We start from the raw sequence: 13576 nt of genomic DNA, 5'->3' as shown, positions 1-13576 counted from the left end.
AAATTGAATGGTTATTAAGATGTTTTGGAGAATGTTATGAGTTTCTTTTACGAAAAAATACTAGGAGGCAAAAACGGCACCGCCCATTTGCTTATCCTAGCCGCAGTGATACTGATTATATTTCCGCTATTTCTAGATGCATTTCGTCTAAATTTAGTGGGTAAATATTTAACCTATGCCTTCGCCGCAGTGAGCTTGGTTTTGTTGTGGGGTTATGGTGGTACGTTAAGCTTAGGTCAAGGAATTTTCTTTGGTTTAGGTGGTTATGGTATGGCCATGTTTCTTAAACTAGAGGCATCATCCCCAGAAAACACGACGATTCAATCGACTCCAGGTATTCCTGATTTTATGGATTGGAATCAGCTCACCGAGCTTCCCTGGTTTTGGGAACCGTTCACCAGTTTTACTTTTACAATTATTGCAATTTTAACCTTACCAGCCCTGTTCGCTTACATCATTGGTGCTGCCATGTTTAAGCGTCGAGTGGGTGGTGTTTACTTTGCGATTATTACTCAAGTAATTGCCGTTATCTTAACCGTACTGATTGTAGGCCAGCAGGGTTTAACCGGTGGTATCAATGGTATTACGGATTTACGGACTTTAAATGGTTGGGATATTACATCCGATAGTGCCAAGTATATTTTTTACTTTATTAATGCAGGCTTATTGCTTGGTGTGATTGTTGTCTCACGCTTGATACTAAACAGTAAATTTGGTCATTTACTTTTAGCCATTCGCGATAAAGAAGATCGTGTGCGTTTCTCAGGTTATGACGTGGGTAACTTTAAGATCTTCATCTTTTGTTTTGCAGCGCTTATTTCAGCCATTGGCGGTGCTATGTTCACGTTACAAGTTGGCTTTATGTCTCCTTCGTTTGTGGGGATAGTGCCTTCTATTGAAATGGTGATCTTTGCCGCAGTGGGTGGGCGTATGTCTTTGATCGGTGCAGTTTATGGCACCTTACTCATTAACTTTGGTAAAACCACATTTTCAGAATCTTTCCCTGAATTATGGTTGTTCTTAATGGGCGGTTTATTCATTGCTGTTGTGATGTTCTTCCCGAATGGCCTAGCTGGTATTTGGAACGACTATAGCCACCACATTACGAATCGTTTGGGTTTTGTTAAAACCGGTTATAACAAAATCAAACAAACCCTGGTTCCACAAAAAATACAGGACTCTAGTCACTAGGGTTCGAGTTTTTAACGAATTAGGAGCAAATTATGAGTTTAACAACCAATACAGATTACACCTTAGCCATTGAAGATTTAACGGTTTCGTTTGATGGGTTTAAAGCGGTGGACAGCTTAAATTTTTATTTAGACAAAAATGAGCTGCATGTCGTTATCGGGCCAAATGGGGCCGGTAAAACCACCGTGTTGGATTTGATCTGCGGTAAAACCAAAGCCACATCCGGCAGTATTAAATTTTTAAATAAGGAATTAACGGAATTAAACGAACATTCTATTGTGCGTGCGGGTGTTGGTCGAAAATTTCAAACCCCTTCCATATATGAAAACTTAACGGTTTTAGAAAACTTAGAGGTTTCTTACCCGGTAGGTCGCAGTGTATTTGGTTCATTATTTTTTAAACGTACCGAAACGGTACTGGAAAAGATTCATGAAATAGCCAAAGAAATCATGTTGTTTGATGATTTAGAAACTGAGGCGGGTTTATTAAGTCATGGTCAAAAACAGTGGTTAGAGATTGGCATGTTGTTAATACAAGACCCACAGCTTTTGATGTTAGATGAGCCAGTTGCAGGCATGAGTGTGAAAGAGCGCGAACAAACTGCCGAGTTACTGAACAAGATCAGCCAAGGTCGATCTGTACTCGTGATTGAACACGACATGGAATTTGTTGCACAAATTGCTCACAAGGTAACGGTATTGCACCAAGGGAAGATTTTGGCAACGGGCGATATGGATGCAGTGCAACACGATCCAAAAGTAATCGAAGTGTATTTGGGCCATTAAGAGGTGAATGTATGTTAAGCGTATCCGATTTAAAAGTTAGCTATGGCCAAAGTGAAGTGATACATGGTTTGAACTTTGATGTACCTAAAAATGAAACTCTGGCCATCATGGGTCGTAATGGTATGGGCAAAACCACACTTTTCAAATCACTTATTGGTGTACTGCCATTGAGTGATGGTGCCATCAGTGTTGACGGTGTGGATGTGACAGACTGTGAAAGTTTTCAACGAGTTGAAAACGGCATTGCCTATGTGCCACAAGGCCGCATGATTTTCCCATCGCTGACGGTGCAAGAGAACATCGAAACTGGCATGGAAGTATCCAAGATGAAAAAAATTCCAGACGAGATATATGCGCTTTTCCCTGTTTTATTTGAAATGCGCCACCGCAAAGGGGGGAATCTATCTGGTGGTCAGCAACAGCAATTAGCCATTGCCCGAGCGTTAGTGACCAATCCTAAAGTTTTATTATTGGATGAACCTACAGAAGGGATACAGCCATCCATAATAAAAGACATTGCCAACGTACTAAATGAAATTAAAAAAATGCGCGACATTACTATTATTGTGTCTGAGCAAGTCTTGAGTTTCACCATGGCGGTGGCGGATCGCATTATTGTGATTGATAAAGGAACCTTCATTCATGAGGATCTACGTGAAAACGTTGATCAAAGTAAAATTAAACAATACTTATCTGTGTAATAGCATAAACAAATATTTTAAAACTAGGTGATATAAAGGAGCCTGACATGACTGAGACAATCATAAAAGTAGATCTAAAAGGGTCGGCCTATGATAACGATAAAATTCATAATCGCTGGCACCCAGACATACCCATGGTTGAAAAAGTTAAACCCGGTGATGATTTTATCATTGAATGTATGGATTGGACCGGTGGTCAAATTAAAAATGATGACTGCGCCGATGATGTACGTGATGTGGATTTAACAAAAGTACATTTTTTGTCTGGCCCTGTTGCTATTGAAGGAGCCGAGCCCGGTGACTTATTAGAAGTTGATATTTTAGATATCGGTACGTTTGATGATAGCCAGTGGGGTTTTAATGGCTTCTTTTCAAAACAAAACGGTGGTGGCTTTTTAACCGAGCATTTCCCAGAAGCGCAAAAATCCATTTGGGATTTTAAAGGCATGTTCACTAGCTCTCGCCATATTCCCGGTGTGGAGTTCGCCGGTTTAATTCACCCCGGTTTAATTGGCTGCTTACCATCCCGTGAAATGCTGGACGAATGGAATAAGCGTGAAAAAGAATTATTCGATACCGAACCTGAACGCGTACCAGAATTAGCAACCTTACCGTATGCCGATACCGCACACATGGGCCGCATGACGGGTGATGCTCGGGATGCAGCAGCAGCTGAAGGTGCCCGTACTGTACCGCCACGTGAACATGGTGGTAACTGTGACATTAAAGATTTATCACGTGGTGCGAAAGTGTACTTCCCAGTTTATGTAAAAGAAGCTGGTTTAAGTGTGGGTGATTTACATTTTAGCCAAGGTGATGGGGAAATCACATTCTGTGGTGCAATTGAGATGGCCGGTTGGATTCACTTACGTGTGAACCTAATCAAAGGTGGTATGGAAAAATACGCCATTAAAAACCCAATCTTTAAGCCAAGCCCAATCACACCAAAATACGATGATTACTTAATCTTCGAAGGGATTTCGGTAGATGAAGAAGGCACCAACCATTATTTAGATGTGCATGTGGCGTATCGCCAAGCGTGTTTGAATGCCATTAACTATTTAACTAAGTTTGGTTATTCCAAAGCTCAAGCTTACGCTATTTTAGGTTGTGCGCCAGTACAAGGCCATATTAGTGGTGTGGTGGATATACCAAATGCTTGTGCCACGGTTTGGTTGCCAACGGATATTTTTGATTTTGACGTTCAACCCAATGCAGATGGGCCGAAGGTAGAATTGGATGGCAGTATCGATCTTCCATTATCTAAAGATAAATAAGGGGGTTCTAATGCCGTTATACGATTATAAGTGTCCCAAACATGGAGTATTCCATGAACTACAAGCCATGGATAAATCAGCCTTACCTTGCAAGTGTCCACAGTGTGGCACGGTGAGCGCTCGTATTATTATGATATCGCCAGATATTATAAAAATGGCACCAAACCAGAAAAAAGCCATGGAGAAAAATGAAAAAGCTCTGCACGAGCCCATTTTTTCTACTAATGAATCTCGGCTCGAAGCTGATGATAAGCGCAGCTTTGCGCAGAAAAAAGGGCACAAAGGGGGCTGCGGTTGTTCTGAACATAAACCGGAATACAGCGCCTTAAAACAACAGGTGATCTTCCTACCGGATGGCAGCAAGGTGTTTCCTTCTCAGCGTCCGTGGATGATCAGTCACTAGAATCAATAACCATAATAGCCCCCAGATTTTATTGGCCTCGTAAGGGGCCTTTTTTATGGGAATTAAGCTATCATGAATTCACTCTACGCTAGATGAATTCAAGGAGGCTATTCATGGATATTCAATTTCAACAGCTCGATCAAGTAGACCCTCAAGATATTATCGCGCTAATGAATAACCCGTTAGTTCGTCGCCAGATACCACTCACCTTTGATGATTTCAATTTACAAGATTGCCAAAAATTCGTACATGCAAAAACGCAAATGTGGCAAGAGCATGGTTACGGCCCTTGGGCGTTTGTGGTAGATAGTGAATTTGCTGCTTGGGGCGGCTTACAACCCGAGTTCGGTATGCCGGACTTAGCATTAGTGCTGCACCCAAAATATTGGGGTATAGGAAAAACACTAACCGTACAAATTATTGAAAAAGCATTTACCGAAATGAACTTTGATCAAGTGACGGTTTTGTTTCCACCCATGCGCACTAGAGTAAAGGGCTTGTTAAAACTGGGTTTTAAGCAATTAGATGAGCGTGTGGTGGATGATAAAACCTTTATCCGTTATGTGCTACTCAAGCAAGATTGGAATTTCCCCCGAGACTAAAAAACCAATTTACCCTTTAGGTAATAATACAATATTGTCATGCACGAAAATTGCTCAACAGAATATTGACTTATATATCTAACAAATAAGCTTTTTGTATATAAAGTAATCAGCTATCCTTTGAAGTATATACTTAGCACGCTACATGTAAGGTGATTAAATATCGATCTAAATATTTATTGGCATTGAAAATATTTTTATCATGTATAGGAAATAATTTATTAAGTCTGTATTTCCATGAATAGTTATTTTAAACTGTGATGGATTTTATAGAATTACTCTATTTATGAAAAATAATATCCAAACAACATAAAAGGATTTTCAATGAAACTACTTAAAAGCTTATTTATTTTAGGACTTTTTGCTGCATCTCAGGGTGCTTTTGCCTTCTGTTCTGAAGATGTTCACATTTCACATTACAATTCACAATTAGGGCTGGTCGGTTTAGATAGTGAATCTGGTAACGTTTTTGCCTATTTAAAGCACACTAAAGAAAATTCAACTTGTGGTTGTCAGGCTGCTCGATTCAAGTCAAAATTTACAAAGCCTGAAATCGCGCTAGAAATTTTATTGGCTGCAAAAACAAGTCGCCGTTCAGTTAGAATTGACTTTAATGAAGATGCCGCAGGTACAGCTATCTGTAACCAAGCCGTTAGAGTTTACCTATATTAATCAACTCGACTTGTATTTTAAATAAGGGGGGAAGTCTCCCCTTTTTAACCTCCCAACTTATCCTTCAAGTTATAATAAAACGCGCCCATTGCAGTAAACGGTACTCGGAAAGTTTGCCCACCTGGGAATGGATATTGCGGTAAGCCCGCAAATACATCAAAGCGTTTTGCATCCCCTTGAATCACTTCACTTAATACTTTACCTGCTAAATGGGTACTGGTAAGACCATGGCCTGAATACCCTTGAGCATAGTAGATGTTTTTACCTATACGGCCAAATTGGGGTAAGCGCATGAGTGTTAGCAAAAAGTTGCCGGTCCAAGCAAAGTCCACTTTGGTGTTTTTTAATTGCGGGAAGGTTTTAAGCATGTTGGGCACAATCATGCTTTTAATCTTGCTGGGTTCTCGTGCGCCGTAAGTGACGCCGCCGCCGTAAATGAGTCGACCTTCATTAGAAAGGCGGTAGTAATCTAATAAGTAGTTGCAGTCTTCTACACAATTATCTTGTGGTAATAATTGTTTTTGCTGAGCTTCGCTCAGGACTTCAGTGGTAATGACTTGAGTGCCACAGGGCATGGCTTTAGCTTCAAGTTTTGGTACAAGGCCACCTAAATAAGCATTACCGGCCACAATCAAGTAGCGACAAGTGACTTGACCATTTTTTGTGTGAACGACGGGGTTGCTGCCTTCGTCTATTTTTATGACTTCTGAGTCTTCAAAAATTTTACCGCCAAGGGATTCTACCGCAGCGGCTTCCCCTTGTACTAAATTTAAAGGGTGAAAATGCCCGCCGGATTTATCTAACAAACCGCCTGTATATCGGTCTGATCCTACGTGATTTTTTAATTGGGTTTTATCAAGAAGCACTAAGTTATCATGGCCATGTGATTCCCAAAGGGCTTTTTTATCCTCGAGGTCTTTGAGTTGCTTTTCATTGCAGGCTGCAAAAATGCCTCCGTCTTTTAGGTGACAATCAATATTATAGTCTTGGACTAGGCGGCGAATGATGCGGCCTCCTTCGAATGCCATTTTCCCCATCTCGGTGCCTATTTCTTTCCCGTAGTGCTTTTCTATAAAGTCCATATCACGGGAGTAACTGTGCACAATTTGCCCGCCGTTTCGTCCTGACGCGCCAAAGCCCACTCGTTTGGCTTCAAGTACGATGACGCTAAAACCGCTTTCGGCTAAATGTATGGCGCTGGAAAGGCCCGTAAAGCCTGCACCGATAATACATATGTCGGCTTTAATATGTTCGGATAAACTAGGGCGAATGTGCTTGTCATTTGCAGAGGCTGCGTAGTACGAGGCGGTATGTTCGGGCTTGCTCATGGTGTACCTCAAAGAAAGTGCGGGCCTAAAATTATATGTACTAGATGAAATTAGTTACCTTGTTTAAAACAATACTGCTTGGAAGCCATTTGGGATATACCCAGTAGGGTATATTTTGATTTTAGATGTATGTTTTATTATTAAAGCATGGATTTATTTTCTGTCTTGTAATGCTTGGGTTTGTTTAAGTGAGTTAATAAATTGCTCGATGATCAATTGGTTGGAGTGGTTGCTGCGATAAATGGCGCTAAAAGTATTACTGTAACCATAGAGTTCAGATAACAAAGGTTTAAGCTTGGTGTCTAAGCGCCAGTTACGAATTAAGATGGACGGTAAAATACCTAAGTAGTGGCCACTTAAAACTAATGTCGCTCGGGCTTCTTGGTGGTGGGCTTTTGCTTGTTTGTTCCATTTGCGCATGTCTGGGTGTAGTTCACGCCCCGGCATGAGTCGTGGGGATTCTACAAACTTGAACTCCATGAGTTTGTCGGGGGTAATTTCGTTTGCGGCCATATCATATAATGGGTGGCCTTCGGCGCAATACAGCTGCATCTGCTCATCAAATAAGCTAATGCAGTTTAGTTCGGCAAAATTTTGGGTGATGACTGTGATACCAATGTCCACTTTTTGATCAAGTACAGCGGTGGTCACATCATCAGACGACATGGTGGTAATGTGTATATTGACGTCAGGTGCTTCTTTTGAGAATAACTTAAGTGCCTGAACGATGATGGAGTCATGGCTGCCAAGCATATGTTCGGCAAAACCCAAGTGGAGCTGGCCTATGAGACGGTTATGGGTTTGGTTAACTTTATTTCGAAAGCTGTCCAGCGCACCTAATAGCTCTAAAGTGGCATCATAGACAATTTGCCCGTGACTTGTGAGGCTAAAGCCACTGCGGCCTCGCTCGCATAGGCGCATGTCCAAACGTTTTTCGAGGTCAGAAATATAGTTAGATATAGTGGAGTTAGCCAAGTTAAGTTGCAGCTCGGCAGCGGTAAAGCCCCCTGCATCGACCACAGACTTGAAAACCCGCAGTAATCTAAGGTCTATGTCAGCTAATTGGCCCGATATGGCGGCTTTTTTACGACCCATAGAAGATAAATTCTCTAATATTTTATATTTGAATATTCAAATGTGAGTTCTATTAAATCATCATATAAATAAAAGAAACAGTGCTTTATAACTTCACCCACATAAAAATAGGCCTAATGCCCCAAGGAACAAACCATGACCATCGAACTAAATAATCCAAGCTTGTTGCAAACCCAAGCCTTTATCAACGGCCAATGGGTTGATGCGAACAGTGGCGAAACCTTCCCTGTATTTAATCCTGCTAACGGTGAAGAAATTGCACAAGTGGCAAACTGCGTTCAAGAAGAAACCGCAGCGGCCATTGCAGTGGCGAAAAAAGCCATGGAATCTTGGAAAGAACAGCCAGCTAAAGTGCGCTCTGAATTGTTAGAAAAATGGTATGACCTAGTGATGGCCAACCAAGAAGACTTGGCCAAAATCATGACGATGGAACAAGGTAAAGTTTTGGCTGAATCACGGGGTGAAGTGGCCTACGGCGCGTCTTACATTAAATGGTTCTCTGAAGAAGCCAAGCGTATTTATGGTGATGTGATTCAAGGTACACCGGATCGTCGCGGTATCGTGATCAAGCAGCCTGTAGGTGTGGTCGGTGCAATCACCCCTTGGAACTTCCCGAACGCCATGATCACTCGTAAAGTGGCTCCAGCCCTAGCGGCCGGCTGTTCAATCGTATTAAAGCCCGGTTCTGAAACCCCTCTTTCTGCTTTAGCCTTGGCAGAGCTTGCTAAGCAAGCGGGTATTCCTGATGGCGTTTTTAACGTGGTTGCTGGTCGCCGTTCATCATTAATTGGTGGTGAGCTAACCTCAAACCCTGACGTAGCAAAAGTAACCTTTACTGGTTCTACCCCTGTTGGTAAAACCCTAATGAAGCAATGCGCTGAAACAGTTAAGCGTACATCTATGGAGCTAGGTGGTAACGCCCCTGTGATTATCTTTGATGATGCAGACTTAGATATCGCCATCAATGGTTCATTGCTTTCTAAATTCCGTAACTCTGGGCAAACCTGTATTTGTACAAACCGCGTTTTAGTACAAGAAGGTATTTACGATGAATTTGTGAAACGCTTCAGCGCTGCGGTAAATGAATTTAACTTTGGTGATGGTTTAGACGATGCCAGTACTCACGGCCCTGTGGTTTCGGCTAACGCAGTAAGTGATATCGATGACATCGTTAAGCGCTCTGTAGAAAAGGGTGCAACGGTAGTGACCGGTGGTAAGCCACGTGAAGGTGCGGGTTTCTTCTATGAGCCAACTATTTTAACCAATGTTGACGATACCATGAGCGTATTCCGTGAAGAAATCTTTGGCCCTGTTGCACCTATCTTCAAGTTCAAAACTGAAGAAGAAGCCATCAATATGGCAAACGACACTGAATTTGGTCTAGCGGCTTATTTCTACAGCGATAACTTGTCCCGTGTATGGCGTGTTGCTGAGAAAATCGATTACGGCATGGTGGGCGTAAACGAAACCATGATCAGCTCTGAATTGATTCCATTTGGTGGGGTTAAAGAGTCTGGTCAAGGCCGTGAAGGTTCTAAATACGGTTTAGACGATTACTTAGAAATCAAATACGTATGTATGGGTGGCATGGCGCGTAATCACGGCGCTTAATAGTTAAGTACAAAAACGGCATCTCGAAAGGGGTGCCGTTTTTTTATGCCTAAAATATGGGTTTTACCCCTTAAGGCATATGGCCTATATATTTATATAACTATACTTTAATAACCTGTCTTTTTAGGTGTTCGCCATGAGTACCATTATTTATCCGACGACCAATTTGAAACACACGGAAACCCTGACCATTGAAAAGGGCGAAGGGGTGTATGTGTATGACAATCAAGGCAAGCGTTATATAGAGGGTCTAGCAGGGCTGTGGTGTACATCGCTAGGTTACGGTAATCAAGAGATTATAGATGTTACCAGTGAGCAAATGGCGAAGCTGTCTTATTCACATATGTTTGGCGGTAAAACTCACCAAGTGGGCATGGATCTATCAGATAAGATTTCCGCCATGGTACCTGTGGAGAATGCCAAAGTATTTTTTGGTAATTCGGGCAGTGATGCCAACGATACCCATATCAAATTATTGCGCTATTACTTCAATGCCATTGGCAAGCCGGAGAAGTTTAAAATCATTGCCCGCGAACGCTCTTACCATGGGGTGACAGTGGCGTCGGCATCGTTAACTGGCCTGCCACCAAATCACACACACTTTGATTTACCCTTTGAGGCACTTGGCATTATTCGCACCGATGCCCCTCATTATTATCGCGGCAAACAACAGGGCGAAACAGAAGCACAATTTGTTGAACGCATTACCACTAACTTAGAGAACCTGATTTTAAAAGAAGGCCCAGACACCATTGCCGCTTTTATCGCAGAACCGATAACAGGGGCCAGTGGAGTGATTGTGCCGCCAAAAGGGTATTACGAAAAAGTCCAAGCTATTTTGGCTAAGTACGATATTTTATTCTGGGCTGATGAAGTCATCACAGGCTTTGGCCGCACTGGAAATGACTTTGGCTCAACTACCATGAATATTCAGCCAGATATGATGACATTGGCCAAGCAACTGTCTTCGGCTTATATGCCTATTAGTGCATCTGTCATTCGTGGGGATATGTACGACGCCATGATCGAGTCTTCAAATCAAGTTGGGGTGTTTGGGCATGGTTATACCTATTCGGGGCATCCGGTTGCATGTGCTGTTTCATTAAAAGTGCTAGAAATATATGAACGGGATAATATATTTTCTAAAGCGGCGGAAGTGGGTAAGTACTTGCAAAGTGAATTGCGAAAATTTGTAGATCATCCATTAGTGGGTGAAGTGCGCGGTGAGGGTATGATAGGCGCGCTTGAATTAGTGGCCAATAAAACCACAGGACAAAGCTTCAATGGTGGTGTAATGGGCGGTTATGCCATGCAAGCTTGTCAAAACCACGGCATGATTACCCGCGCAGTAGCAGGTTCGTCATTGGCGTTTTGCCCCCCTTTGATTTGTACTAAGGCGCACATTGATGAAATGATGCAGATTTTAGTCAAAGCGCTGGATGAATCGTTGGAGTATGCAAAAAAGGAACGTTTATTGGTAATTTGAAGTGTAAAAAAACCGCTTTCTCATTCCTGAGGAAACGGTTTCTATTTTTTAGCGTCTAGCTTTTTATGCGTTATCAATACTCATATAAACCAAGGTTTGGTTGAGTAATTGGTACGCAATTTCACCAAATGTAATTGGCCCAGTTAGCTTGCCTGTTTGCTTGCCTTCTAGTTCGGAGTATAAAAAGTTAAGAATGCAGTTCACGCCAAACTCAGACTTATCCGTGGCTTCCCCAGACATGGCTTGATTAAAGCTTGAAACATAATCAGGCACAGGTGTAGCAAATTGATATTCGATATCAGCAAAAACGGGTGCATAAAGGGCGATATTGTCACCATTAATGCTTTGAATAGAGACGTTTACATTAATGCCATTGTAGTCTGCGACTAATGGTAAGCGTGTATCAACATTGTTTTGGCTAATGTAATCTGCAAGGTTGGTTTCAACCCCATCAACTGTGCACGTTTTAACGTTAAAGCCTGTTTCTGTGAACCTGATTTTAGGGCCGTTACCTTGTTCGAATAAGTTAACAATATGAATGTTAGCTAGTTGATTAGTTGGTAAAGAGACATGCATGGCGACAGCTTTATCTTCCATAGCCATGGCTCCAGGGCCAAAAATGGTTTTTGCTTTAGAGCTTTCAACTTCATCTAAATGAACACCTGCAATCCAACCAATTAAGGGAGAAAAGAACATGTTCTGGTAGCTTGGTGCATTCTGTGCGTATTCTGAATGAACGTCAGTACCCGCTGGAATAATCGCAACGGTAAAGCCATTGTCAGGGGCATCTTGGGCAATACGTGAAATAGACTTGGCATCATATGGAGTAATACGCGGTTGAGAATCACCGCTTAATCCTTCGATAGCGTTTACAAAGATGTGCTCTTTACTCACTAGGCCACCGTTATCACCCATGAAATATGGGATGGAGCCACCAATCCAATTACCGCTTGGTAATTGAGCTAGTAAAGATTCATCTGCGGCTATAATTAAAAACTCGCCAGATTCAATACGTTCGATAGTGCTGTTTAAATCTAGAAGTTGGCTGGTAATGGATACATTTGGCATACTTATTTATTTCATCCTTGTCACCTAGCTCGCAACGGCTAGGTGCTCTTCTATTTGTTTAACTTCGGTCGTTAATGCGCGTAGGTTTTTGGTAAAATACTGATGTAACATTTCGCTGCCCTCAGATATATCCTCAGCTGCACGGGCTTTTACTAATAAAAGTTTTAACGCCATTTGATTTGATTCAATAAAAATACGACCCTGAACAATGTCTTGCCAAACATTATGGTTGTTATCAGGCAATTCTTTTTCGGTTGATTGTTCATTTAACTGACGAACCATTTTAGAAATAGACATTAATTCGGGTTTAAGCTTGGCCATGTTCTTTTTCAGGTATGACAAAAGCTCTTTAGATATCTGAAACTGCTCAGTTTGTGTGATATCGGATTTACGATATAGGTTTTTAAGTTGAGCAATATATAAATTAAGGCCGGTATTCTTAGACAATAAATCGACTTCGCCAGAAAGAATACTGTGCCAGATCGGATGATCGATAGTTAATGTAACTTTCTTATTTTTATTATTACTACTGGTTTGATTTGCTTGCGCCTGACTTCTAGGTTGTTCAATAACCCCGATTTGTGCGTACTCGCTTTTTAATTGGGTGCGATTTTTAATAAAAAATTGACGAAGTGTCGAAACCGAGTCCTGAATGATACTTGGGTCGTCTATATTATTAAAACAAGTAAGCTCTAAGCGAGAAATCAAAAACTTTAATGGAGGGAAGTTAGTTTTAAAACTGACTTCATGTTTAATAATATTTCGCCAGATAGGGTCGGTTTCTAAAGGTAATTGGCTTTGAACTTTACTTTCTTGCTGGTGCTCTTGATTGTCTGCAATTATTTGACTAATTAAAGAGCGACTAACTCCTGTAAGGCTATGGATGGTCTCTGAGTTTAGGGAGTTTCCAGCCGCTAACAAAATAGCCTGTTGCAGTTGATATGTGTACTGCGCGTTTTCAGGACCTATAAAAGCAGGAGGATTTAATGTTCGGTGTTTTGAAAAGGCATTTTTTGATGCATGTAATTCAATCACGGTATCAAAGCGGCCTGTTTTGGTATGGTGCCAGCGTACTTTGCGTGTATTCTGTTTAGTATTCGCAAATAAGTTTCGGGTTTTTTTATTGGTTTCCTCGATTTGAACTTCAAGCACTTCTTGCTCTAAGTTCAAAATCATATCCTTAATTCTAAAGGGAGGGTAAATACCAAGTATTTGCTCTACCTCACGCCTGTTTAAGCGTTCCATTTTTAGTTCCTTTTTGAAAAATATATTTCATATATGCTTTTTAATTATTGTGAGCTAATTCTAATGTAATAAATTGTTCTTACAAGTATTATATGATTAGATTGTTACCGAC

Annotated in this window: 13 protein-coding genes; 9 read left to right on the top strand and 4 right to left on the bottom strand. The window is 41.4% G+C overall.

Annotated elements, in window-relative coordinates; genetic code table 11:
• Positions 1 to 36 precede the first annotated feature (36 nt).
• The 7 genes from urtC (at position 37) to ABWV45_RS03590 (ending at position 5631) form a co-directional block, all read left to right on the top strand.
• Positions 37 to 1191 (top strand): urea ABC transporter permease subunit UrtC, encoded by a 1155-nt coding sequence (urtC, locus tag ABWV45_RS03620; RefSeq protein ID WP_353348782.1) that lies wholly within the window; start codon positions 37 to 39, stop codon positions 1189 to 1191.
• A gap of 32 nt (positions 1192 to 1223) precedes the next feature.
• Positions 1224 to 1976 (top strand): urea ABC transporter ATP-binding protein UrtD, encoded by a 753-nt coding sequence (gene urtD, locus ABWV45_RS03615; protein ID WP_353348780.1) that lies wholly within the window; start codon positions 1224 to 1226, stop codon positions 1974 to 1976.
• An 11-nt stretch (positions 1977 to 1987) separates the two neighbouring features.
• Positions 1988 to 2677: an urea ABC transporter ATP-binding subunit UrtE gene (gene urtE / locus ABWV45_RS03610; RefSeq protein WP_353348778.1), complete on the top strand. Its 690-nt coding sequence runs from the start codon at positions 1988 to 1990 to the stop codon at positions 2675 to 2677.
• Positions 2678 to 2724: 47 nt separating this feature from the next.
• Complete coding sequence (gene fmdA, locus ABWV45_RS03605; RefSeq protein ID WP_353348776.1) at positions 2725 to 3954, top strand: formamidase; 1230 nt, start codon at positions 2725 to 2727, stop codon at positions 3952 to 3954.
• Positions 3955 to 3964: 10 nt separating this feature from the next.
• Entirely contained in the window at positions 3965 to 4357 is a 393-nt protein-coding gene (locus ABWV45_RS03600) for an FmdB family zinc ribbon protein (RefSeq protein WP_353348774.1), read from the top strand.
• 113 nt (positions 4358 to 4470) lie between these two features.
• Entirely contained in the window at positions 4471 to 4959 is a 489-nt protein-coding gene (locus ABWV45_RS03595; protein WP_353348772.1) for a GNAT family N-acetyltransferase, read from the top strand.
• A gap of 324 nt (positions 4960 to 5283) precedes the next feature.
• On the top strand, positions 5284 to 5631 hold the full coding sequence (locus ABWV45_RS03590; RefSeq protein WP_353348770.1) for a hypothetical protein: 348 nt from the start codon (positions 5284 to 5286) through the stop codon (positions 5629 to 5631).
• A gap of 44 nt (positions 5632 to 5675) precedes the next feature.
• On the opposite strand, the gene ABWV45_RS03585 is transcribed toward ABWV45_RS03590, so the two are convergent.
• Both ABWV45_RS03585 and ABWV45_RS03580 read right to left on the bottom strand, forming a co-directional pair.
• Positions 5676 to 6959: an NAD(P)/FAD-dependent oxidoreductase gene (locus tag ABWV45_RS03585; protein WP_353348768.1), complete on the bottom strand. Its 1284-nt coding sequence runs from the start codon at positions 6957 to 6959 to the stop codon at positions 5676 to 5678.
• A 153-nt stretch (positions 6960 to 7112) separates the two neighbouring features.
• Positions 7113 to 8054: a LysR family transcriptional regulator gene (locus ABWV45_RS03580; protein ID WP_353348766.1), complete on the bottom strand. Its 942-nt coding sequence runs from the start codon at positions 8052 to 8054 to the stop codon at positions 7113 to 7115.
• A 135-nt stretch (positions 8055 to 8189) separates the two neighbouring features.
• On the opposite strand from ABWV45_RS03580, the gene ABWV45_RS03575 reads away from it, so the two are divergent.
• Both ABWV45_RS03575 and ABWV45_RS03570 read left to right on the top strand, forming a co-directional pair.
• Positions 8190 to 9665 carry an NAD-dependent succinate-semialdehyde dehydrogenase gene (locus ABWV45_RS03575; protein WP_353348765.1) on the top strand — a complete coding sequence of 492 codons (1476 nt, stop codon included), beginning with the start codon at positions 8190 to 8192 and terminating at the stop codon, positions 9663 to 9665.
• A 136-nt stretch (positions 9666 to 9801) separates the two neighbouring features.
• Positions 9802 to 11151 (top strand): aminotransferase, encoded by a 1350-nt coding sequence (locus ABWV45_RS03570; RefSeq protein WP_353348764.1) that lies wholly within the window; start codon positions 9802 to 9804, stop codon positions 11149 to 11151.
• A gap of 63 nt (positions 11152 to 11214) precedes the next feature.
• Here the strand turns inward: ABWV45_RS03570 and ABWV45_RS03565 are convergent, their stop codons facing one another.
• Together ABWV45_RS03565 and ABWV45_RS03560 are read right to left on the bottom strand one after the other, a co-directional pair.
• A complete protein-coding gene (locus tag ABWV45_RS03565) occupies positions 11215 to 12219 on the bottom strand; it encodes a DUF6976 family protein (RefSeq protein WP_353348762.1) in 1005 nt (334 codons plus the stop codon).
• Positions 12220 to 12243: 24 nt separating this feature from the next.
• A complete protein-coding gene (locus ABWV45_RS03560; protein ID WP_353348760.1) occupies positions 12244 to 13464 on the bottom strand; it encodes a hypothetical protein in 1221 nt (406 codons plus the stop codon).
• Between the last annotated feature and the right edge of the window lie 112 nt (positions 13465 to 13576).

Source organism: Oceaniserpentilla sp. 4NH20-0058, from assembly GCF_040371755.1.
GTDB lineage: Bacteria > Pseudomonadota > Gammaproteobacteria > Pseudomonadales > Oceanobacteraceae > Bermanella.
This window is presented reverse-complemented; position numbering and strand designations above follow the sequence as displayed.